Origin of the sequence: Dyadobacter sp. CY261 (assembly GCF_021440085.1) — a bacterium.
Lineage (GTDB): Bacteria > Bacteroidota > Bacteroidia > Cytophagales > Spirosomataceae > Dyadobacter.
In genome coordinates this window covers 651893-674971 of record NZ_JAKCPW010000001.1, presented here as the reverse complement: position 1 = coordinate 674971, position 23079 = coordinate 651893, and the positions used below count along the sequence as shown (strand labels likewise).

Sequence of the window (23079 nt, the reverse complement as noted above, 5' to 3'; positions counted from 1 at the left end):
TCACGGAAAAACGTCAGACTTTCAATCGAGCTGCACACCAGTGAATTTAGCGGCTTCCCTGTAAAAATGGCTGCTGTCATAATATCCAAATCGACCTGGGTCAAATTCCTGGCGCTTTGCATAGGCAGTCAGCGCTGTCCTGGCCCTTAGTATGGAAAAATACCCTTTTGGGCTGATTCCAATGACACGGTGAAAATAGCGGTTAATACTCTTGGAGGTTATAAAATGCTTTTCCGCAAGCTGGCTAACGTTTAACTGCATATCTGTTTGTTGGTATGTCTCCGTTAAATCCCGGACAAAGGTCAGATAATGGTCCATCACCCTCCTATTATGTTTTGGGATGAAATACGCTTCTATAATTTCCCTGCGGGCATCAAAGGATGAGCCGTTTTTTAGCTGTTCAATTACGACCATTGGCAGAACGTGATGCAGCGGCACTATCTTTCCTTTTAAATGAACCTGGGATATGCCCAGGATTGCCTCTAATCCGCCTGGCTTAAATTTAATAGTGAAAATGCGGTCGCCCGGGGAATTGTGGCGTGTGGTGTGAAGGTCTCTCAGGATTAGAATATCCATATCCTTATCTACCGCGTAGGTCGACCGGCTCAACGAGATCCGGTAAGGGTTACCAAGGTTGATGTACATCGTTGGTGTCCAACTCGGAAACATTTCCACAGTAAATTCGCTATCGTTGACAACCGATTCGGAATAAAAATCAATATGTTCGCCAAGATCACTGGCGGGGTGCGCGAACGTATAATGGTCGCGAATAGGATCGAATATCTCTTTCAATTGTCCGTTTTTTACCTTGACGAATATACCGACCAGCAGCTAGATTTGAAAAAAAGATATCTGCATGGCAAAACATATTATATACTTCCTGATTATTCTCATTTGCAACAGTCAGGCATACGCACAGTATGCAAAAATCCAAGACTGCGGCTGCGATTTCAAAATTGACCCCGAGGTACTGAAAATTGTACCGGACAATGCAAGGCAATATTACACGTCCGGCCCAAACCTGCCTGACAGCAGTTTTCAAAAACGATGTGGTTACCTGGTGGTTCCGGAAAATCGAAAAAAGAAGAATTCCAGGCTAATCAAATTGCCCTTCATTGTCGCGAAGAGCAAAAACCCTGACAAACGTAGTGACCCCGTCCTTTTTACTGCCGGGGGTCCTGGTGGCAGCTCTCTTAGCGCGGTGGTGGGACTAACAAAAAGTCCGTTCATCGAAAACAGAGACTGTATTGTTTTTGAGCAGCGGGGCACGCGTTTCGCGTTGCCGTATCTGCGGACGTTTGAACTCGATAAAGCGCTTAAAGAGGCCACCCGCCGCAACCTGGACAAGGATAGCATGACACTTGTTGGCGTTAAAAGATACAAGGCGGCCCTTGAAAAAAGGGAGATCGATCTTGCCGGCTATAATACGGATGAAACCGTTTCGGACATTCATGACCTTCTGAATGCATTGAAGATCGATTCTGTGAATTTATTTGGGGTGTCATACAGCGGCGGCCTGATGACGGCGGTCCTACAACGCAACCCGGCCCGCATCCGCTCCTTGATCCTGGACTCGCCGCTGCCGTCATTCGTCCCGATCGATGAAGATGAACCGGTCAATTTTATGGAGGCGCTCCATATTCATTTTAAAAACGTAGCGACGGACTCCATTGGTCAAAAGCATTATGGCGACCTCAGGCGCCGTTTTCACAATTATTTCAGTGCTATCGCCCAAAAAACTTTCTACCTGCCTTACCTGGAAGCGGGTACTAAGGATTCCATCCGCATAAAGTACACCAAAAACGAACTTCTGAGTGTGGTGCTCGACAAGCTTTACGACGATTCGGGTCGGAAGGATCTGGCCCGTATCATTACAGACCTCATTGATGGAAAGCACCAACCTTATATACGCCATTACTTTGACGAGTTTTTCCGTAAGAATGGAGCACCGGACGGCATGCGCTTGTCGGTATATTGTGCGGACCAAGCTGCCTACCACTCCGAGCAAGTGCGCAAGGAGTCGGATTTGATATACCCATATCTCGCCGGTTTCCACATTAACGACGTTTACCAGGCGATGTGCGACTGCTGGAAAGTGCCGCCTGTCGGCAGGGACACGAAGCAGCCATATTATTCAGACAAACCAATTCTTTTAGCCGATGGAAACCTGGATCCGGCCTGCCGACCACTATACATCGACCGTATCAGCCACTATATGCCGAACAGTCAACGTTTTTTGCTCGTGAACAAGGGACATGGTGTGATCGGCAATTCGATGAGCGCTATTATCAGATCTTTCCTTGCTGATCCCTATAAAACGATAGTATCAACAGATAAAAATATCATCGCTTACTGAATGAGTAAAACTGTACGCCACAAACCACGGCGTATTGACATAAAAGTCCCTCGTGCAACTTCCCGTGTCATTGCCACCGGGACTATAAACGCGTAGGTAGGCCTTGTTTGTAAACTCACAAATCCGAAAGCGCATCCCTGATTTCCTGCTCGGTGCCCTCAACGAAATGTTTCTCACCATTCCGCAAAATCACCAGACTAAACCGCATGTCAGCGTCCGGGACGATCTCATCAATTTCGTCACCGGAAAACTCCACGGTGAGCGAATCTTCGTCTTTTACTTTAAAAATTCCTTTCGACATACCACTCAAAGAATTGTGATTGTTACTATCCCTTGGATCAGCGTTGAAATTTTATGGTGTACAATTCCTGTGCCGTTGCCGGCAATTCCATCCCTAATCCTTTTGCTGGTACAATTTCTTTACTTTCGAAAGAAGTAAATGCTTTTCAGCGGTTCGAAAACTCAGCAAATCTGTAAGAAATGGAAGTATCAAATGAAGTGATCATACACGCCGCCCGCCTGGGAAATGTGGCCGTTTTGGAAGAGATTGTCCAGACAGGGTCGGATATCAATGTGCAGGATGCCAAGGGCTATACCCCTCTGATCATTGCCTGCTATAATGGTCACCTGGACGCGGCGCGGTTCCTTTTGCAGGCCGGCGCCGATGTCAATGCTGTCGATCATGGCGGTAACACCGCTCTGATGGGCGTTTCATTTAAAGGTTATGAACCGATTGCGAAACTATTGATCGACCATGGGGCAGACCTGAATATGCAGCATGGGAACGGAGGTACAGCGTTGATGTTTGCCGCCATGTTCGGTCGCAATGAGCTGGTAAAACTGCTTTTGGAAAGCGGAGCTGATACAACGCTCCTGGACGTGAGGGGACTATCGGTCATGGACCTTGCTTTGCAGCAGGGCAACGAGCTGGCCGTCGAGCTGTTAACCCAGTCGTAAGCCCGTTTTAAACAGAAAGTGCCGCCAGAGCAAGTCTGGCGGCACTTTCTGTTTAAAACTGCTTATGCGGGAATTTTTCGTGGTTTCTCACGCTCCCAGAATCTATGCTGGGAAACAGCCAGGATAAATTTATCTGACAGAACTGCGGGGTCATCCACGACGACCAGTCCTTCTTTGAGAACGGTCTGATCGGAAAAGTCGGCCGGAAGCTTTTTCCCGAAGTAAGTGGCCTCCAATACCTGAATGGCCGCACTGTCCGCCGCAATCGCCTTGCAATGCTTGAATGCTTCGTTCAGAAAATGTACGGCATCCGCGTCCGCCTCAATGGTAGCCACGCTGTTGGTGCCGCCGGGAACATATACCGCGTCATAAAGTACCGAAGCTGCTGTGAGGAAGCTATGGTCAACCGAAATTTGCACGTCGTTCTCAGCCACAATGTAGTTCTGGCGCGGAGCTATGATTTCCACCACGGCACCTGCTGACTGCAGCGCATCCCTGACGGTGGTCACTGATCTTTCATCCACTCCGTCGGCAGCAAGAAACGCGATTTTGCGGGTTTTAATGCTGTCTTTGGGTGTATTTGCCATGCTCAACTCGTCGGAAATGTTGACGGTCGATTCGAAAATCAACGAATCAAAATCAGCCGGATCACCATCCGCCGGTATGCTGTGGTTTACAGGCAGCTCGGGGTCCTGGGGTACGTGTATCCGCAAGGCAAATGCGACTTCGGCAGCCAGCCCTTTGTCGATCATTGAGAGGATGCCCAACATCCGCTCCCTTATTTCAACCGTTTTTACCTTTCCCAGTTCAAAACTCAATGCATCGACGATGTGATTTTTCTCAGGATCCGACTGACTGTTAAAGAACAACTTAGCCTGGCTAAAATGGTCAAAAAAGCTCTTGCTACGGGCTCTGACCTTTCGGGCGTCGATCCGTTCCGGGTAGGAAGTAAAGCCGCCTTCAGATGCCTTGGCCTGCGCAGGATAGCCTCCTCCAAGCGTGTTAGGATGGTAGCTCGCCTTTCCTTTGTTGATTGTCTGACGCATATAGCCGTCGCGCTGATTGTTATGCACGGGCACGATGGGCCTGTTAATGGGTATTTCCTGAAAGTTGGGGCCACCCAGACGGATCAACTGGGTATCGGTGTAGGAGAAAAGCCTGCCCTGCAAAAGCGGGTCATTCGTAAAGTCGATTCCAGGCACGACATGGCCTACGTGAAAAGCTACCTGCTCGGTTTCGGCGAAGAAATTATCCGGGTTGCGGTTTAGCGTCAACTTGCCGATGCGCTGAACAGGAACAAGTTCTTCCGGAATTATTTTGGTCGGATCTAAAAGGTCAAATTCAAATTTAAATTCATCCTCTTCCGGCACAATCTGCACCCCAAGTTCCCATTCCGGGTAATTTCCGCTTTCGATCGCATCCCACAGATCACGCCGGTGAAAGTCAGGGTCTTTTCCTGAAATTTTCTGAGCCTCATCCCAAGCTACGGAATGAACGCCCAGCAGCGGTTTCCAATGGAATTTTACAAAGCTGGAAACGCCTTCCGCATTGACAAACCGAAACGTATGCACCCCAAAACCCTCCATCATCCGGTAGCTCCTAGGCAACGCACGATCACTCATCACCCACATGATCATATGCGCCGACTCGGGCATCAAAGAAATAAAATCCCAGAATGTATCATGTGCTGAAGCGGCCTGCGGCATCTCATTATCCGGCTCCGGTTTGACGGCATGCACCAGGTCGGGGAACTTGATGGCGTCCTGAATGAAAAAGACAGGGATATTGTTGCCTACCAGGTCAAAATTACCTTCCTGCGTATAAAATTTAACCGCAAAACCCCGAACGTCGCGGGCAAGGTCTGTCGACCCCCTGGAACCTGCCACCGTCGAGAAGCGGACAAATACCGGTGTTTCTATGGAAGTATCGTTCAAGAAGCCGGCCTTGGTGACGGACGATAGGGGCTCGTAAAGTTTGAAAACCCCGTGGGCCGCGGACCCTCTCGCATGAACAACCCTTTCGGGTATACGTTCGTGGTCGAAATGGGTGATTTTTTCCCGAAGAATAAAATCTTCAAGCAGCGTCGCACCTCTTTCCCCCGCTTTTAGCGAATTCTGGTCATCATTGATGCGCAAGCCATGATTGGTCGTCATGAGCTCTCCGGTACTGTCGGTAGTATGGGCTGTCAGGCCTGATGTCTTTTCGTTTTCTTGTTGTGGAACGGAATCATCGGATCCCTTTTTGATCGCCATATGCATTTAAGGTTATTAAGCTTCCTCGGAAGCTTTGTAATTGACATCATTTTCTGCAACCTCGGTCAACAGCTGGTCTGCCAGCTTTTCTTCTTCGAGGGTTTGGGCAAGTATTTCCGCCACATCGGTGAGGTTTAGCGTAGTGGCTAACTGAACCAGACCGCCGTAGGTGGCTATTTCATAATGTTCGACTTTCTGAGAAGCCAGAATAATGCCTACATCGCGCGTAGCTGTACCTTCGTCGGTGCTTTCGATGATCCCTTCGCCTTCTTTGGTGAGACCTTCCATGGCATCACATTTTTTTGCGATCGCTTCCAGGCCCAACAAGTCAAAGATCACGACCAGCCGGCTTACATGTTCAACGGTTTCTTCCAGATGTTTTTCGATTGTGGTACTTAACTCAGCAGAAGTTGCCGCCTGAATCATCTTGGGCAGCGTTTTAACCAGGTGGTTTTCTGCCCAGTAAATGTCGCGAAGGCAGTCAGTAAATAATTCCATGAGCGCCGGTTCTGCACCTGCGGACGTCTTGGTTTTGAATTTCGGCTCAGAGCCCGATCCTGTTTTCATAGTTTGGTGATTAAGTTGTTAGATGATATATCAAAACTCGTACCGGAGCAACCAAAGGCCGAAAGCGCGCTACGGCGTCGACCGATGGCTGGCTGGCATTCAACCAGATAAACTTATCCCTCCAACCCCCATCTCCTGCTCCGTCTGATATTCATTCCGGACGATACTCCTGGGGAACTGTTTGCCGAAAATGAGACGGCTTAATTCGGGTTGTTTTTCAAATAATGCGAATGCAGCGACGTGAAGAACGTATATGCCGATTCGTTTTTTGCTGTCTTGTGTCAGTTACTCACTGGAATGGTTTTACCAGTTGCCCCCCGACAAAATTACGCAGCAAACCAGTTTAACTTGACACGGATTACTCATGAACATCAACTTACAAAAGGACCTACTTTGCTTCTCTCACCTCAGGTGGGATTTCGTTTTTCAGCGCCCGCAGCATCTGATGACACGGTTTGCTCAAAACGGAAACGTTTATTTTATGGAAGAGCCTATCCTGGATGCAACGGATAAGCCATATTTACAATTTGAAAAGAAACTTCCCGCCCTATGGCTTTGCGTACCGCATTTGCCAGCCGGAAGTTCGCAAGACAAAACGATTGAACTAATGAAGGGCCTGTTGCTTTCTTTTTTTAAAGACCGCGACGCTTCCAAGTTCATCTTTTGGTATTACACTCCCATGGCTTTCGAATTTTCTAGGGCTTTTACACCATCCCAGATTGTCTACGATTGTATGGACGAGCTATCGGCATTTAAGTTTGCTCCAGCGAAGATCAAATTTATGGAGCAGCAATTATTCGCCAGGGCCGATATTGTGTTCACTGGCGGGGTCACGCTCTACGAAGCCAAGAAAGGCAGCCACTCCAATGTACACCCGTTTCCGAGCAGTATCGACAAGGAGCATTTTCAGCAGGCGCGGGACATGCTGGCCGAGCCGGCGGACCAAGCCGGAATTACAGGGACAAAACTGGGTTTCTATGGCGTCATCGATGAGCGTTTTGACCAGGACCTGATCAGAGAAATCGCTGAAAAGTGCCCCGACTGGCAAATCATCCTAATCGGGCCGGTCGTTAAGATCGACCCTGCCATGCTTCCGAGGGCCGGTAATATCCATTATCTGGGCTCGAAAAGCTACCAGGAATTACCTGCGTACCTATCGGGCTGGAATGTGGCGCTGATCCCATTCCTCCTCAATGAATCCACCCGTTTTATCAGCCCTACCAAAACGCCGGAATACCTGGCTGCGGGCAGACCTGTGGTTTCAGCAGCCATTAGGGACGTTGTGGACCCGTACTCGAAGGTGGGTTTGGTGAGCATCGCGCAGGGAACCGATGCTTTTATTTCAGCGATAGACTATGAACTAGGCAATTTTGCCAATCCCGATTGGCTGCAGGCGGTAGACGAGTTCCTTTTCGATAAATCCTGGCAAAATACGTTTTCGGCTATGCAGACAATGATGCAGTTGGCCACCTCGAAAAAAAAAGGAGTGGTGTTTACCGGCGAACTGAAAAACGTAAGTTAAGTTTAATTTCTCCTGACTTGCAAAACGAAAAGCATGTGCAGAAATAGGTATTGAGAGCACGCAAGCTTTGAATCCATTTTCGCAGCGGCATCGTAAATGACCTCCGAAAAACGCTTTTGTCAAAGTGTTAAGTATTCATTATTGCCAAGCAAATTAATTTGACAATTAGAATCAAAAAAGCAATATAATTTTTTTAGTGTGATTTGTATAACTAATTAATATATATATGTAAAATTAATAAGTAGAAATAGTTCACTTTTGATGATCAATTAACTTAAAACTATTTCTATGATCAGCACAACTAAAAAAATCTCATTATTCGCTACCTGGTTACTACTACCCAGCTTGTGCTTTGGACAAGCACCGGATTTGGGAACCGCGGCAGATTTTGCCGCCTTTACGACCGTGGGGGCATTTAATAATGACGGAACAAGTGTTTTGGTAGGCGACATCGGCACTAATGCGGGCGCCTTTAATGGTTTCCCGCCGGGTACTGTGGTGGGTGAAACGCATGTTGCGGACGGCGCTTCTGCCCAGGCCGCGACAGATCTGGGCAGTGCGTACGCAGCTGTAAGCGCACTAACCGACTGCTCCGTTTTGGCAACCACATTGGGTAATGGGCAGGTCCTGACTCCGGACGTTTACTGCTTGGGTGCAGCCTCTACTTTAAATGGTAACCTCATCCTGGACGGTCAGAATGACCCCAATGCGGTGTTTATTATTAAAATTGACGGTGCCCTGACTGCCAATGCATTATCGATGGTTACGCTGATCAATTCGGCCACTTTTGACAATGTATACTGGCAGATCACAGGAAGGTTCGATTTAGGTGAAGGATCTATTTTTCGGGGAACTGTCCTTGGCGGTGGTGCCATAGAGTTGCTGGAAGGTTCTGCTATTGTGGGCAGGGCGTTAACGACAGCCGGGGCAATCAGCTTGCACAATAATGAAATTGTAAGTCTGGAATCTGCTTTGCCGGTCGCATTGATAAGTTTTACAGTAGCAAAAGGGGAAGGCCAGACTGCCATACTGAAATGGACGACCTCAGAAGAAAGCAACAGTGACCGTTTCGAAATCGAGCACAGCTTTAATGGAAAGACATGGGTAAAACACGCATCTACTGCGGCAAGTGGTGAAAGCACTGTTTTAACTCCCTATTTTTATACGGAAGCAATGGTTGGGGACGGGATTCACTTTTATCGGCTTAAAATGATTGATAAAGATGAAACATTTTCATACAGTCGTATTCAAAGTATCAAGGCTACTATTGTATCTCATTTAAGTTTGTATCCCAACCCTGCTACGGATCGGATAACATTAGATGCAGACGATTTAAGCCAGACTGAGCGAATTCAGCTGAATGATAATACCGGAAAAGTTTTACATGACCAGCAGATGAAATTTCAAACGGGCACGTCAACAAGTATCGATTTAAAGCAAATTCCGACAGGCTTGTATTTCGTAAGGGTTACCGATAAAAATGGGAATATCGTATCACTGAAAATGATTAAACAATAGCGATTACAACACGCTTAATTACCTACACTATACACACCTGTCAAAACCAACAATTTTGTTGTAAACGCAACAAAAAAATCGGAAAGCCGATAAAAAACGAGAGGCCAAACCCGAGAAATGAATTCCGATATTACTGTAACCTCGATAGAATCAGCTATATTGTAACAGAGCGGCTTTGGTTTTCATGGTCGATACAATTACTGATCCTATTCTATCATGATACTGTATATTAAATACATGGTCAGCCTGCGGTGCAAGATGATGGTGGAGGACGAGCTGAGAAAACTCGGCTTGCACTATGTGGTTGTAGACCTGGGCAGTGTGGAAATCCTTGAAGATATAACCACCGAGCAACATGAAACACTTAAAAGGAATTTGCTCAAATCGGGCCTCGAACTACTCGATGACAAAAGGAGCATTTTAATCGAAAAAATAAAAAATACCATTGTGGAGATGGTCCACTATCGGGACGAGCTTCCCAAAACCAATTATTCGGATTATATCGCAGAAAAACTGGGATATGACTACACCTATCTCTCCAACATCTTTTCCGAGGTGAAGGGTATCAACATCCAGCAGTTTATTATTCATCACAAGATAGAAAAGGTCAAAGAATTGTTGCTGTATGAGGATCTTAATCTAACGGAAATCTCTTACAAGATGCATTACAGCAGCGTCGCGCACCTGTCCAATCAGTTCAAAAAGGTGACAGGTCTCTCTCCCTCGTATTATAAAAAACTCCGGCAGAAGCGGCATAGCAACCTGGAAAATATATGAAAGTTACTGGCTTTTCCTTTACCTATCCGCCAGGCAGGTATTCCGCAATCGGACAAAGAGGAGATAGAAAAAAGCAAATTTCGTATATATACAAGCGTTCAATAGCGTCAGGTTATAATGGCGACACCTTGGTTTCATAGCGAATGGTGGCGACGCATGGGCTGGTAGTCCCTGTAACCGGCGCTGAGTCGGCCGGCCGGGGCGTTGCCGCCAGCGGGATGTGGCCTTCACTGGTAAAAAGTCCGGAAGTTGTATCCAGTCCTATCCACCCCGCACCGGGAATAAATACTTCTGCCCAAGCGTGCAAATCCAGAGAGACCGGCTGGCCATTCTCATTCGATTGTACCAGGTATCCCGAAACAAAACGGCTCGCCAGTCCCAAGTGACGCATTACCTGCACCAACAGCCAGGCTGAGTCCCGGCAAGATCCGGTTCCATATTCCAGCGTTTGCTCAGAAGTCATGACCCCCTCCTCCTCTCTTTTGATGTAAGCAATCTGCGTGTAAATCCTGTTATTGAGCGAGACAAGAAATCCGAGTATGTCCTGATCCACCACATTCATTTGCGCCACAAATGCCGCAAGTTTTGGCCCCTTGTCGACTACTTCCAGGTAAGAAAAAAGGTCTTGTCGCAGGTTGGATAAATAGGTGAAGGGATAATTCTGCGCATAGTCATCAATGCGGACGTTGAAGGGATCATAGGCGATCAGCGACGCCGTTAGTCGGACCGTTAAGGTCATAAACTCCATAGGTCCGTCGAAATCTACCCGCGCGATAAAGTTTCCAAAAACATCCTGTTGCCAATGCGTAACGTGGCTGGCAGGTTCAACCACCAATTCATAGGATTCGATTTTTGCTGACGAATGGGCTGCCGGCCTGAGCCTGAACTGATGGGCCGAAAGAAAAACACTTCTGTCGTAGTTGTATATAGTTTTGTGAAATATGCTTATCAATGTCATAGCAACGTATTAGCGGGGAAATGGAAATAATGGCTCAGCTACCGGAAGCACGGTAATGAGACGAGTGCATTGAAGTTAAACAATTCCTTCGTTAAAACGGGGCATTCCGTTTTTTTGACATTTGTCAATGCATTTCCATGACATAGCTCAACAGCGCTTTGCCAGGATGCGAGTACTTTTGAACCGTACAAAATATCACGGACATGGAAAATTCAGCAAAGCTTTTAGAACACAGTTTGTTGGTCATTTGGAATGACAGGAATGCCGAGCGAAGATTACAGGCGATGGAAAATATCTACGCCGACGATATGGCCTTTTATGAGTCCAACGAAGGACCGGCAATAGTTGGCAATCAGGCGATCAACGACTTGATTTCGAAATTACAGCAGCAATGGCCGTTGGAATTTGAATTTCAATTGAATGGCCCGGCCAGCATTAATCATCACGTACAGCATGTTGCCTGGAACCTGGGCATCCCCGGCCAGGCTCCGGAAGCGACAGGGATGGACATTGCCATTATTAAAGACGGGAAGATTAAATCCCTTCACCTCTTCCTGAATCTTCCCCCGGCCTGACATTGATATGATAGTTACTTGTAAAGCGTCTTTTTCCGCACCCTACTCAGGGTTTCCGGCGAAATGCCCAGGTAAGAAGCGATCATGCTTTGTGGGAATCGCCTGATGAATTCGGGATAAGTTTTTGCCAGCAGCTCATACCTTTCTTCCGCATCCAGGCTGATGGCAGCGTGGATGCGCTTTTGCGTAGCAATGGCTCCTCTCCGATCAATTTCTCTCACCATTTCATCGATAGCAGGTACCGCTGCAACAAGATCTTGCATGCTTTCATGTGTTACCAGCAGCACATCGGAATCTTCGGTCATCTCGATGTAGTAAATAGACGGCGAATACAGGTTGTAACTTTCGTAGTCGCCAAGCCACCACGATTCAACAGCCAGGCGGACGATGGTCTCCTGGCTATTTTCTTTCATTGTGTACATCCTTCCTGCACCCTTTACGATAAACGCCATGTACCTGCAAACATCGCCTTCCTGCAATAAATACTGCCGCTTTCTGAGATGCCTGGTTTTAAAGGCAGTCTGTATGCGCTCTTTCTCATAATCAGTAAGCATATGGGAGGATTTGGATTCGATATAGGCAAAAAGTGGTTCGTGCAGCATGCCGGCGGATTGTTTCAGTCAGACGTTCAATAGGAGTTCCCGATAAAAGTAAATAAATACAGCAGCAAGCGCAATCGCCCGGGGCAATCTCATGCAGGGCATTGATAAATGTCAAGGTGAATCTACTGCTTTTGTCAAAGTAGCCGGACCCGCGTTTCGCCAACTTTGTACTATCAAAAACAAAACAGATTATGAAAGCAACAAATGAAAGCGGCGTCGTCAGGCTGACCCGGCAAGGGCCGCCATCCGCATTAGAATATGTTACTGAGCAGGTAGGCATGCCCAAAGACCATGAAGTTTTGATCAGGCACGAGGCCATTGCGTTGAATTTCGTGGACGTGCTGTTCAGAAATGGGAACTTCCCTTTGCGCCAGTTCCCTGCAACGATCGGCGTCGAAGCCGCTGGCGTGGTGGAAGCCGTGGGTACCGGCGTTAAAGATTGGATTGCGGGTGACCGGATCGCTTACTACTTTTCGCTGGGCGCATATGCCGAGCGGCGATTGATTGACCCGCAACAGTTGGTGAAGTTGCCAGACGACATCACCTTTGATCAGGCGGCCTCTCTTTTAGCCAAAGGCCTCACAGCACGGATGTTGGTCAAACAGGCATACCCTGTTCAAATTGGCGATGTCGTTCTCGTGCATGCAGCTGCGGGCGGAGTTGGTTCGCTTGTGAGCAGATGGGCAAAATCGTTGGGAGCAACCGTCATTGGAACAGTAGGTAATGCCGCTAAAAAAGCCCTGGTGCAGCAACATGGGTTAGACTTGGTTGTCGCACTCGACACCGAGGATCTCGCACAACAGGTAAATTCCATCACAAATGGTCAGGGAGTCGACGTCGCGTACGACGGAGTTGGCAAAGCAACCTTTGGTAAATCTGTCGATTTATTAAAATCCGGAGGGACGATCGTGCTATTTGGCAATGCCTCCGGCGAGCCGGAAATAGATTCAGCCTATCTGCATTCGAAACAGATCAAGCTCATAAAGCCAGCCATTGGACAGTATTTACCAGACAGAAAGAGCGTCGACGTAGCGACCGCGGAGTTGTTCGAAGCCTTTCGAACCGGCGTTCTCGGGACTGTCGAGCCCGCGGTTTACCCACTTTCACAGGTTGCCAAAGCGCATCAGGACCTGGAAGCCAGCCGAACAACCGGATCTGTAATCCTGCATCCCCTGAAATCTATTTGAGATAAAATCATTCATTCCATGTCATGAGTGTCAAATCACGCAGCCCTTCGTCGAACACGCTTGTTGCCGCCAAGTATCGGCAAAGTGACCAGATGCAACCCTGGTTAAAACTATACGCTTGTTTTCTTGAACAGATCTTCGACAAGCTTCGAGGACCGGAAGCCAAAGTCGGCACCAAAGCCGTTGACTACCAGACCTTTGATGTCATTTTTCGTAGAAGAAATGGCGAAGACAATACTTTCATCACCTGGATCAGTCATTCCCTCGAAACGATAAATTTCATCGATCACAAATTCATTTGCCGGCAATTCGAAGGAGTGTTCCTTGCAATGCACGCAGTCCTTGGTATCAGGTACCAGAAAGTTGTACGTATACCCTCTTCGTTGAAGCTCATTCACTGCTTCGCTGAGCGTATCATAGCTGTAATGTGTACTGTTATTCTCCATGAGATTCAATAGTTTAGGTCACTAATTTACCGAACTCACGCATGAATGCAAACCGGCTTGAAGCTTAGCGCAGTTTCTGACAACGGAAAAAGTCCTTTCGTCTAACAAGATCCTGTATTTTGGGTGAAGCTCAATCGCCAGATCAGTTTCTGCGGGTCCAAATCGCAGGACGGGAAAATCCAGACTTGCCAGCGTTGCAATTTCCATTTACGGGAAGGGTGTCCAAATCGCAGGACGGGAAAATCCAGACGACTTGCCTATTGCAAAAGTCAAGTCCCGGCCCGGCCTAGGCGGGGTTGCAAAGGACGGAAAACAAAAAGCCTGTAATCTGTTGATTGCAGGCTTTTTATGCTTTTTGTTATTTGGCCGAATGATCCCGCTGGGATCATACTTTTTGGGATAACAAATTGTATATCAATTCCTTATAGCCTGTCAAATCTTGTACTCACCACGTCACTCACCAAATTGTGGTGGCTGGCTTGCGATTAGGTCGAAGATAATAAAAAAAGTTCAATGCTGCTTGCGCAATCTACGAGCTTCCTTTCTGCCGATACATATTATTACACCACCGGCGCTGTAGCAGCCCTTAGGAAGCCCATCTATAAACGCAGGCCATTTTTCGTGCAGTCCTAGGGTTGTTTCTAGGAATGCTTCAAAATCATCAATCAATTTAGCCTCTGGTACTGCGACCTGAAAATCGGGCGACCAGTAGTCTTTCATGTAGTACTTCAATGGATCAGAGTATTCCAGTAACACACTATAACCATCTACACCTTGTTTCCAGCCTTTAATGTTTTCTTGACCCGCAATATCTAAAAGCGAGATGTCCATCGCTCGCTCATAAATTCGCTTGGCTACAATTGTGTCAATAGCGATGTGCTTAGTGAAAATCTTTTCTTTTTTTACTGGATTCGAGTATGCTTTCGGATCATACTTAGATGTGTAACTTATCAGTTTGCCGAGATATGTATTCTCACCGCCACTCCATATTTCGACCAACTGATTTTTACACCAGAAGCGAAAACGAAGTTTGTCTTTTGACTTCATTAAATCTTCCAGGCCGATTTTGACGACGTCAGCCTTAAACCTGCTGTATGTCGCAGTGGTGTCTATGATCTTTCCTGATGACATTTCTAATGAAGTTTTCTGTGCAATTACCACAATACATACGGCAAGCAACAGGAATGTAGTAAAGGGTATTTTCAATCTCATGTAAGACAAGTTTAGGGAGGACTTCTGTAAATATCAGCGATCAATAATTGCTATGCGATTCGTTACACGACGTTACTTAATAGACGTAACAAAAGCTATTATTGCGAAGCCTATTTTTAAATTCTCTATCTGTCGTTCTTAGAATATTTATAAACTCTCCCGCCAGCGACTTCGGAGCGTATGGGCGGGCCAGATTAGATTGTAACACAATCTGACATCTGGCCGATTGCAGGTAAGAGCAATCCATAATTTATCCTTTTTAAAAAAATCGACAAACGCCTCCCTCGCTTGCTTAGCCAAATGCAATTTTTAACCTTTCAAATTCGTGTCTGTACCGCTGAATTTTTGCTTCGTCCTCAGTTGAAAGTAGAAACGGTTTTCTCCTGCCTGTAATCATCGTATCCCAAACTATTTCATTGTCTGCATTAACTATAGTACAGGGGTTAGCTGCATTAAACATTTTACAATCTGTGTTTGGGAGTCTAGTTGCAAGCCAAGCATATTCGGAAGTTTCAAATTGATTCGAGAGGTCAAGGCGATCTAGGTTTTTAAGCTTACCAATCGGACGCAGCGTATCATCTACAACTTTCAGATTAGTTAAGCACAAGTAAGTGAGATTTACGAGTCTCGCAATCGGTTCAAGGGTTTGTATTTTTAACGGTTTGTTGTGACCGCCTCCAACTGAGAGACTACGAATTTGAGTGGCCAGTGAAAGCTGATTAATATCATCTATTTTTGAAAAGTCAATTATTTCGAGTGAGTTTAAATTTATATTCTTGCTAATGTCCCAAAGGGCTGTTGCTTTGGTGTTCCAATTCAGAATTATTGTTTCACAGAGGTTTTGTGTTTCCAAAATGGTCAACTCCTTTGCTAGTACTTGGTAAAGATTTAGATATTTCAGACTTACAAGTGAAAGGATTTTTCTTAAATCTTTTTCGTTGGCACCTATAAGCCATAAATTTTCAATTCCAAGATTTTGAAGTTTATGGATATTTCTTGCCGACACCGGCATATGCAAAGATTTTTCTCCTTCGGGATGATCGGCTAGGTCAGTCGTAAAATTTTTCGGCTTCGTTGGTAGATACTCGGTCATTTCAGGTCTGATTTATTGACGGCAACTAATATGCAAATTTTAGAGCAAGAGCCAATCATTAAAAACACCCTATATATTTCCATATCCAGTTATTATGCCATTTTTTTCTTTTTTCACCTTCTCTCGCGATCCCCTTTCACAAACCGAAGGGGTCTTGAGAGAGAAGGTGCAGCGCTAACCTTCCGTGCCTGATCTTCGGGAAAGCCGCCCTTTCAAAGCCTGCATATTCTCGCTGACTTTGGTATCGAGAATCTTCGCATAAATCTGCGTCGTGCGAATGTTTGTATGACCGAGCATCTTGAAAACACTTTCAATTGGCACCCCATTTTGCAGAGTAATGGTCGTCGCAAACGTATGCCTGGCTACGTGTGAAGTGAGAAGTTTGTTAATTCCGCAGATCACAGCGATCTCTTTCAAGTAATCGTTCATCTTCTGATTGGCTCGGCACAGGAAGAACAAGCCCGCGAGATTCGCAAAGCGGATGGTATTTGTATCGATCAATGATTCGAAGTGCTTCCGGCAGCAGTGGAATATGCGACTTCACATTCGTTTTAGTCCGCTGGCTGAAAATCCATTGCTCACCATCAATTCCTCTGGCTATCTGACCTTTTTCGAGCTTCTAGACATCGGAGTATGCCAGGCCAGTGAAACAACAAAAAAGAAAGGTGTCCCGCACCTGGGCGAGCCGATCGCTTGCGAACTCTTTGCTGGCGATTAAATCCAACTCAGCTCTGGTAAGAATGGCTTTGTCAACCTTCTTAAACTTACCCTTGAAGTTCAAATACGGATCTAGATTCATCCAGCCATTACCCAAACAAATGTTGACGATCTTGCGAAACATTTTCATGTGCTTCACAACGGCATTATTGCCCATCTTGCGAACGGAGCGCAGATAGAACTCATAGTCTGCGATGAAAGCGAAATCGATGCGGCTGATGTCGAAATCAATGGTATTGAAGTTCTCTTTCAAAAATGCCAATGTATGGCGCTCCAAAACCTTGTAGCGGTTGAATGTGCCGATCGCATATTCCTGGCCAATCAATGCCTTCATCCGCTCGTTGTGGTCTGCGATCACTGTCATCAATAATCGCTGCTTAGGGCCGACGCCTAGATATTTGTTTTTGATCGTTTCCGCCGTTATCAATGCTCCGTCACGAACCAGAGCGGCGTGGGCATCTAACAATTGCTGTTCGAGATTGCCGAGATAGGCATTAACAGACTTCACGGCCTCTTTCGCACCAGTCACTCTGCCAGCAACCGCATTCCACCGGCTGGGCTCGCATTCTCTTCCGGTTGTAAATTCAGCTCTCCTACTTTCAACAGTAATCCGCAAGTAAATCGGCAAAGGCCCTTTTAGATAATTCCCCGGCTTCTTTAAATAGAAAAGCAGACTGATCTTTGTTTTCATGCCCTTTTCAGGTTAAAAAGTTGAACAAAAGTAGTCTTGCAAGCCTGATCCGCGCAAGATGTTTACGGCGTAAACATCTTCACATACAACAAGTTACAGCGATTCTGATGAGTAAATTTGCAGATTCAAAAACTCACCGAATTACTCACCAAAAATTTGTCGAAAATTGAACATTTTGGCATAATCCGCAAAAGAAAAAAGCCTGCTAATCTGTCGATTTGCAGGCTTTTGATGCTTTTTGCTATTTCTTCAAGTGATCCCGCTGGGATTCGAACCCAGGACCCATACATTAAAAGTGTATTGCTCTACCAGCTGAGCTACGGAATCGTTTTCTACTTACTTTTGGGGCTTTCGAACTTTTGCAGTTTTGGATTAGCCGTTGCCTTTTCCGTAATTGCGATGCAAAAGTAGAATTCTTTAAAGTATAATGCAAGCAACCAATAAGAAAAACCTTTTTTTTTCGTTTTTTATCTTCGCCTTTTTGATGCCCAAAATGGCTTTTTGCGCCAATCAGAAGGAGCTTAAAATGGCTGATTCTCTGTTTGCTATTGCTAAATACGCCGAGGCGCAAACCCTCTATAAAAAAAATTTCAACCTCACCGAAAAAAACTCCCAGGCACTACTCTTGAAGCTGGCATTTCTGGCGGAGAAGACAAATAATTACACCGACTGTCTTTTTTATCTCAGCAAACTGGCCCTAAACAAGCCGTCCAGGCATCTTTTTGAAAAAATGGACAAGCTCGCCGAGGAGCAAAATCTAAGTGGCTATGAATTCGACGATTACAACTATTTCATAATATTTTATCGAAGGTATGGTGATTACATTCCGATATTGCTTCTAACTTTGGGCACCTACATAGTTGTCATAATGGTTACAAAGACACGTAGAAAGGAGCCGATTTTGCAGATCCACAAGATATCGATCGTCGTTTATCTGCTGGCATTGCTGGGAATATTAAATGTACCTTCCCTTTATCAAACGTGCATTATAGTGAACGATCACACTTTTTTGCGCGATGAGCCCTCGTCGGCGGCGGCTGTGGTGGAAAGCGTAGGAAAAGGGCATAAACTGACCATAATCGGCTCGGTTGACCACTGGGACAGGGTCATATGGAACAACAAGATCGTTTACATTCGAAAAAGTGATCTTTGGAATATATGACAGCAAACTGGTATCATTTTTGCAGCATTTAAGTTTGTATGTATATTTAGGAGTTAAATGTTTAAATTTAAATTGTATGAAAAAGCCAATGAAACGTTTTTTACTATTAATCGCAGGAGTTTTAATGTTAGGATTTGTTACTTCCTGTAAAGAGGAAGGGCCTCACAAAGATGACATTGTGAAGTTCTCGGCTGTAATCAATAGTAGCCCAACCGTTCCAAAAGCTACATCATCAGCGCAGGGCACCGGTGTTTTTGAATACAACAAAACTACCATGGAGCTGAAATACAACATTAACTACCAAAACCTGACACCGACCTCGGTAACACTAAATTCAGCTGTTCCTGCATGGGAAAGAGGCGGAATTGTTGAAACTCTGGCTGATAACCCTACCGGAACCCAGGTTCAGGGGACGGTGAAGCTGAATACCGAGAGGCAAACCCTTTTAATTGCCGGGGCGATGTACATTAATATCCCTACCAAGGAAAATCCTTACGGGGAAATCCGCGGACAGATCATTGCCGATAAATTCGAAGAATAGGCGATATACACCATATAAAAAGGCTTTCGGGAGCGATCCTGAAAGCCTTTTTTATTGCCTTACTTCGTTCTTATGCTCTATTTTTTCCCCTTTTTCTTCCTGGATTGGTATTCTTCGACCTCACGCATCAGGGCATTGAGGTCATTCGAACTGTCGCTGCTGAAATCGAGCGTTTGAGCATAGTCCGCAGCGCTGATGTCGACAACGGCGACAGGTTTGTCGAGATATTGCTGGATTTGATCCAGCAGAGGCCTCTCCTCTTCACTGCAAAACGAAACGGCAATACCTTTTTGCATGCCACGCCCCGTGCGGCCGACCCTGTGCACGTAATTTTCGGGTTGCTCGGGCAGGTCGTAGTTGATCACATAATCCACATTCGGGATGTCGATGCCCCGGGCACTTACGTCTGTGGCGATCAATACTTTAACATTCCCTTTTTTAAACTCATTCATCGCAGTAAGGCGGTCGGCTTGCTCCTTGTCGCCATGGATGGTGAGACTTTTGACCTCCATACGTTCAAGCGCATTGTATACACGTTCTGCGCGCACTTTCGTGCGTACAAACACGAGGATCTTCTTTTCGGCCTGCTGTTTGATCACACGTTCCAGGAAAAAGCGCTTGTCGTCCATGGACACAAATGCTACCGAATGGTCAATGTTTTTTGCAACGGGGTTTTTAGGGGAAATCTGAATCCGGATCGCATTTCTGACAAGCGAGTATGCCAATTTCTTGATCTTCTCATCGATGGTCGCCGAGAAAAACAATGTTTGTCGTCGTTTGGGTAAATGCTTAATCAAATCCTGAATATCCTTGATAAAACCCAGGTCGAGCATATGGTCGGCTTCGTCGAGAATGAGTGTGTCGACACGGTCGAATTTGATATATCCCTGGCTTACAAGGTCAAACATCCGTCCGGGGGTTGAGACCAAAACGTCGATCCCTTTTTCCAGTTTCGCGATCTGTGGGCCTTGTTCTACGCCTCCAAACACGCTGAATGTTTTCACTTTCGTATATCGGGCAATATTACTGAACACCTCGGCGATCTGGATAGCCAGTTCTCGGGTGGGCACCATTACCACGCATTTAATGCCCTCGGAGCGGCTCGACGATTTCTGCTTGTGCAACTTGTCGATAACCGGAATGGCAAAGGCGGCCGTCTTTCCGGTGCCGGTTTGTGCGATAGCAAGCACATCTTCACCTTTCATTACCGCCGGAATAGCTTTAAACTGAATATCCGTTGGTTTCTTGAACCCTGCTGCTTCCAGGCTCCGCTTGATCTCCGTAGCAATGGGGTAATCTTCAAATTTCATAGATAAGTAGTCGGCGGACCTGCATAGGCCCGCCCTTCGTTTTAATGGGAACGCAAAGATAACCGGTTATCCGGCAATGCGTGATTTATTACAAGCCCGGCTCATAAAACCGCAGCCGGTTCCGGAGCGCCGCGATTTCCCTGTCCATATAATCGACCCGGTCGAGCAGCCCCTGAATGGCATCGATGCCTTCCAGATTGATGTCGAGGTCGTGATGGAGACGGATGATACGCTCAATACGGTTCAACTGCGGGATTTGCAGAAAGCGCTGTTCATTTACCAATACTGTTTCAATCAGGTCGTGCTCCTGTAACGACTCTACAAATGCGTATTCCACTTCATAACTCGAACAGAATACCTCAATGGCGATCAATTGGTCAGTTTCCATACCGGTTTCAGGATTTGGACAGTTCTGTAAACAATTCTTTTTGCCGCTCGGTCAGGTTAGTCGGCACTTTGACGTCGAAAGTCACATAAAGATCCCCAAACTGGCCCTCTTGCTTGTAAACGGGGAATCCTTTGCCTTTAAGGCGCACGATACTTCCATTTTGGGTTTCGGGTTTGACGGGCAGTTTCACTTTTCCGCTCAACGTTTCCACCACGAGCTCGCCACCCAGTACGGCAGTGTACAAATCAAGATCTGCCTTTAAATGCAGGTCATTGCCTGAGCGCCTGAGCTTTTCGTCGGCAGCCACCGAGAATGTGATATACAAATCGCCATTCGGCCCGCCGTTACTTCCCGGTCCGCCATGGCCCGCAATTTTAATGGTCTGCCCGTTTTCGACGCCCGCCGGAACGGTAATGCGGATGTTTTTCCCATTGACAGTCAACGTTTGCTTGTGCGTTTCATACGCATCGCGGAGGCCCAAATGGATTTCGGCCTGGTAATCCTGCCCGCGGAAACGTGCGGGGCGCCCGCCGCCGCCAAAGCCGCTCGCCGAGCCGAACATCGATTCGAAGAAATCTGAAAACCCTCCCCCATCGTTGCCGCTGTACCATTGTCCTTCTTGCGCGCCTGCCTGCCTTCTCGACTGACGCGCCCGTTCGAACTCCTCGCTATGCTGCCAATCTTTACCGTATTTATCGTATTTCTTGCGTTTCTCAGGGTCGCTCAGCACTTCGTTAGCCTCATTCAGTTCCTGGAATTTCTTCTGTGCTTCCTTATCGTTCGGATTCAGATCGGGATGGTATTTCCTTGCCAGTTTTCTGTACGCATTCTTGATGGCCTTATCATCGGCGTTTTTGTCAAGTCCGAGTATTTGATAATAATCTACGAAAGCCATAAATATCAATTAATTGAGTTCTTGATTAGGTCAAAACAGATGTATCTACTTTCGTTCCGTCATTTTCAGGTACAAGTCTTCCACTTTCTTTCTGGCCCAAGGTGTTTTTCTCAAAAATTTAAGGCTTGATTTCACGCTCGGGTCTTGCTGAAAACTGTTGATATTCACATGATAACCCATTTGTTCCCAGCCATAGTAATCTACGAGCTCGTTCAAAATAGCTTCGAGTGTCTTGCCGTGGAGCGGGTTATTAGGTTGTGATTCCATGCGTATTGTTAGAAATGTTGCGGTTTAATTTAAAGTAGATTTCTGTTTATAAATAATTATTATGCAGGTTGATTAGTTCAAAATCTAAAACCTGTTCAATGGATGAGATCAAATGGGGAATAATCGGTTGTGGTAATGTAACCGAGGTAAAAAGCGGCCCCGCATTTAATAAAGTACCGAACTCATCGCTGGTAGCCGTTATGCGCCGCGACGGAGCGCTGGCAAAAGACTATGCCGAACGGCACGGTGTACCCAAATGGTACGACGATGCCGACGCGCTGATCAACGACCCGGAAGTCAATGCAATCTACATCGCAACGCCCCCCGATGCACATGAGAGCCTCGCGATAAAAGCGATGCGGGTTGGCAAGCCGGTTTATATCGAAAAGCCAATGGCCCGCAATGCCGCCGAATGCGATCGTATCAACGCGGAAAGCAAGCGAACTGGCGTGCCTGTGTTTGTAGCCTATTACCGCCGGGCATTGGACTATTTTTTAAAAGTGAAAGAACTGATCGACAAAAAGGCGATCGGGGAGATCCGTTACATTGATATTTGTCTGCAATGGCAACCCTATGACGAGGAGGTAGGCGAAAACCCGAAGCCCCGTTGGCGCGTGAACCCGGAAATTTCCGGCGGAGGGCATTTCCACGACCTGGCCTCTCACCAATTCGATCTGCTCGAATTCATTTTTGGCCCGATCCGTCACGCAGCAGGTATCGCGCGTAACCAGGCGGGCTTGTACGAGGCGGATGATATTGTGGTAGCCAATTTTGAGTTTGAATCAGGCGTATTGGGTAAAGGAAGCTGGTGTTACACAATAGACAAGGACCAGCGCGAGGACGAAACGCAGATCATCGGCTCCAAAGGGCGCATTACCTTTTCATTTTTTGAAAAATTCGATATTCACCTGGAAACTTCGGAGGGTATCGAGGTTTTTCACATTCCCTACCCTCAACACGTGCAGCAGCCGCTCATTGACTTGATCGTGAAGGAACTACGCGGCGAAGGCAAAAGCCCCAGCAGTGGTGACACTGGTGCAAGGGCGAACCTGATCATGGACAGGATCACGCAGAGACAATAATTTC

General features: G+C 46.5%; 25 protein-coding genes and 1 tRNA gene. 10 read left to right on the top strand and 16 right to left on the bottom strand.

All coding sequences use genetic code 11. The annotated features are described in order from the left end of the window. Window positions 1–21 precede the first annotated feature (21 nt). Window positions 22–792, bottom strand: a complete 771-nt coding sequence (locus LZD49_RS02810; RefSeq protein WP_234665794.1) for an AraC family transcriptional regulator — start codon at window positions 790–792, stop codon at window positions 22–24. Between the two features lie 64 nt (window positions 793–856). Here LZD49_RS02810 and LZD49_RS02805 point away from each other — a divergent pair, with 64 nt between their 5' ends. Further along, a complete protein-coding gene (locus LZD49_RS02805) occupies window positions 857–2356 on the top strand; it encodes an alpha/beta fold hydrolase (protein ID WP_234665793.1) in 1500 nt (499 codons plus the stop codon). Between the two features lie 115 nt (window positions 2357–2471). Here the strand turns inward: LZD49_RS02805 and LZD49_RS02800 are convergent, their stop codons facing one another. Beyond that, window positions 2472–2657, bottom strand: coding sequence for a hypothetical protein (locus LZD49_RS02800; protein WP_234665792.1), 186 nt, complete (start codon window positions 2655–2657; stop codon window positions 2472–2474). Between the two features lie 179 nt (window positions 2658–2836). On the opposite strand from LZD49_RS02800, the gene LZD49_RS02795 reads away from it, so the two are divergent. Then, window positions 2837–3313, top strand: coding sequence for an ankyrin repeat domain-containing protein (locus LZD49_RS02795; protein ID WP_234665791.1), 477 nt, complete (start codon window positions 2837–2839; stop codon window positions 3311–3313). A gap of 62 nt (window positions 3314–3375) precedes the next feature. On the opposite strand, the gene LZD49_RS02790 is transcribed toward LZD49_RS02795, so the two are convergent. After that, complete coding sequence (locus tag LZD49_RS02790) at window positions 3376–5565, bottom strand: catalase (protein WP_234665790.1); 2190 nt, start codon at window positions 5563–5565, stop codon at window positions 3376–3378. Window positions 5566–5580: 15 nt separating this feature from the next. After that, window positions 5581–6132 (bottom strand): ferritin-like domain-containing protein, encoded by a 552-nt coding sequence (locus LZD49_RS02785; RefSeq protein WP_234665789.1) that lies wholly within the window; start codon window positions 6130–6132, stop codon window positions 5581–5583. A gap of 481 nt (window positions 6133–6613) precedes the next feature. Here LZD49_RS02785 and LZD49_RS02780 point away from each other — a divergent pair, with 481 nt between their 5' ends. From LZD49_RS02780 to LZD49_RS02770, 3 genes are all read left to right on the top strand, one after another. Further along, window positions 6614–7654: a glycosyltransferase gene (locus tag LZD49_RS02780; protein WP_234665788.1), complete on the top strand. Its 1041-nt coding sequence runs from the start codon at window positions 6614–6616 to the stop codon at window positions 7652–7654. 288 nt (window positions 7655–7942) lie between these two features. Then, complete coding sequence (locus tag LZD49_RS02775; RefSeq protein WP_234665787.1) at window positions 7943–9172, top strand: ice-binding family protein; 1230 nt, start codon at window positions 7943–7945, stop codon at window positions 9170–9172. A gap of 216 nt (window positions 9173–9388) precedes the next feature. Next, entirely contained in the window at window positions 9389–9949 is a 561-nt protein-coding gene (locus tag LZD49_RS02770) for an AraC family transcriptional regulator (protein WP_234665786.1), read from the top strand. A gap of 112 nt (window positions 9950–10061) precedes the next feature. Here LZD49_RS02770 and LZD49_RS02765 read toward each other — a convergent pair whose 3' ends face one another. Further along, entirely contained in the window at window positions 10062–10907 is an 846-nt protein-coding gene (locus LZD49_RS02765; protein WP_234665785.1) for a transglutaminase family protein, read from the bottom strand. Window positions 10908–11110: 203 nt separating this feature from the next. Here LZD49_RS02765 and LZD49_RS02760 point away from each other — a divergent pair, with 203 nt between their 5' ends. Then, window positions 11111–11482: a nuclear transport factor 2 family protein gene (locus tag LZD49_RS02760; protein ID WP_234665784.1), complete on the top strand. Its 372-nt coding sequence runs from the start codon at window positions 11111–11113 to the stop codon at window positions 11480–11482. A 14-nt stretch (window positions 11483–11496) separates the two neighbouring features. Here the strand turns inward: LZD49_RS02760 and LZD49_RS02755 are convergent, their stop codons facing one another. After that, window positions 11497–12084, bottom strand: a complete 588-nt coding sequence (locus LZD49_RS02755; protein ID WP_234665783.1) for a Crp/Fnr family transcriptional regulator — start codon at window positions 12082–12084, stop codon at window positions 11497–11499. Window positions 12085–12275: 191 nt separating this feature from the next. On the opposite strand from LZD49_RS02755, the gene LZD49_RS02750 reads away from it, so the two are divergent. After that, window positions 12276–13271, top strand: a complete 996-nt coding sequence (locus tag LZD49_RS02750; protein WP_234665782.1) for a quinone oxidoreductase — start codon at window positions 12276–12278, stop codon at window positions 13269–13271. 110 nt (window positions 13272–13381) lie between these two features. Here LZD49_RS02750 and LZD49_RS02745 read toward each other — a convergent pair whose 3' ends face one another. The 6 genes from LZD49_RS02745 to LZD49_RS02720 all read right to left on the bottom strand — a co-directional run bounded on the left by LZD49_RS02745 (window position 13382) and on the right by LZD49_RS02720 (window position 17757). Beyond that, on the bottom strand, window positions 13382–13717 hold the full coding sequence (locus LZD49_RS02745) for a phosphoribosylpyrophosphate synthetase (RefSeq protein ID WP_234665781.1): 336 nt from the start codon (window positions 13715–13717) through the stop codon (window positions 13382–13384). Between the two features lie 510 nt (window positions 13718–14227). After that, window positions 14228–14929: a hypothetical protein gene (locus tag LZD49_RS02740; RefSeq protein WP_234665780.1), complete on the bottom strand. Its 702-nt coding sequence runs from the start codon at window positions 14927–14929 to the stop codon at window positions 14228–14230. A gap of 292 nt (window positions 14930–15221) precedes the next feature. After that, window positions 15222–16022: a hypothetical protein gene (locus tag LZD49_RS02735; protein WP_234665779.1), complete on the bottom strand. Its 801-nt coding sequence runs from the start codon at window positions 16020–16022 to the stop codon at window positions 15222–15224. Window positions 16023–16196: 174 nt separating this feature from the next. After that, a complete protein-coding gene (locus tag LZD49_RS02730; protein ID WP_234665778.1) occupies window positions 16197–16523 on the bottom strand; it encodes a tyrosine-type recombinase/integrase in 327 nt (108 codons plus the stop codon). A gap of 118 nt (window positions 16524–16641) precedes the next feature. After that, a complete protein-coding gene (locus LZD49_RS02725; protein ID WP_234665777.1) occupies window positions 16642–17430 on the bottom strand; it encodes a site-specific integrase in 789 nt (262 codons plus the stop codon). A gap of 254 nt (window positions 17431–17684) precedes the next feature. Then, window positions 17685–17757, bottom strand: a tRNA-Lys gene (locus LZD49_RS02720). 199 nt (window positions 17758–17956) lie between these two features. Here LZD49_RS02720 and LZD49_RS02715 point away from each other — a divergent pair. Further along, entirely contained in the window at window positions 17957–18592 is a 636-nt protein-coding gene (locus LZD49_RS02715; protein ID WP_234665776.1) for an SH3 domain-containing protein, read from the top strand. Window positions 18593–18680: 88 nt separating this feature from the next. Further along, window positions 18681–19133 carry a CHRD domain-containing protein gene (locus LZD49_RS02710; protein WP_234665775.1) on the top strand — a complete coding sequence of 151 codons (453 nt, stop codon included), beginning with the start codon at window positions 18681–18683 and terminating at the stop codon, window positions 19131–19133. A gap of 77 nt (window positions 19134–19210) precedes the next feature. On the opposite strand, the gene LZD49_RS02705 is transcribed toward LZD49_RS02710, so the two are convergent. The 4 genes from LZD49_RS02705 to LZD49_RS02690 all read right to left on the bottom strand — a co-directional run bounded on the left by LZD49_RS02705 (window position 19211) and on the right by LZD49_RS02690 (window position 21993). Beyond that, window positions 19211–20443: a DEAD/DEAH box helicase gene (locus tag LZD49_RS02705; protein ID WP_234665774.1), complete on the bottom strand. Its 1233-nt coding sequence runs from the start codon at window positions 20441–20443 to the stop codon at window positions 19211–19213. A gap of 88 nt (window positions 20444–20531) precedes the next feature. Further along, the gene (locus tag LZD49_RS02700; protein WP_234665773.1) at window positions 20532–20831 is read right to left on the bottom strand and encodes a chaperone modulator CbpM; all 300 of its coding nucleotides are present in this window, start codon (window positions 20829–20831) and stop codon (window positions 20532–20534) included. 7 nt (window positions 20832–20838) lie between these two features. After that, complete coding sequence (locus LZD49_RS02695) at window positions 20839–21726, bottom strand: DnaJ C-terminal domain-containing protein (RefSeq protein WP_234665772.1); 888 nt, start codon at window positions 21724–21726, stop codon at window positions 20839–20841. A 45-nt stretch (window positions 21727–21771) separates the two neighbouring features. Continuing rightward, on the bottom strand, window positions 21772–21993 hold the full coding sequence (locus tag LZD49_RS02690) for a VF530 family DNA-binding protein (protein WP_234665771.1): 222 nt from the start codon (window positions 21991–21993) through the stop codon (window positions 21772–21774). Between the two features lie 98 nt (window positions 21994–22091). Between LZD49_RS02690 and LZD49_RS02685 the strand changes: the two genes are divergently transcribed. Then, on the top strand, window positions 22092–23075 hold the full coding sequence (locus tag LZD49_RS02685; RefSeq protein ID WP_234665770.1) for a Gfo/Idh/MocA family protein: 984 nt from the start codon (window positions 22092–22094) through the stop codon (window positions 23073–23075). Window positions 23076–23079: the final 4 nt, after the last annotated feature.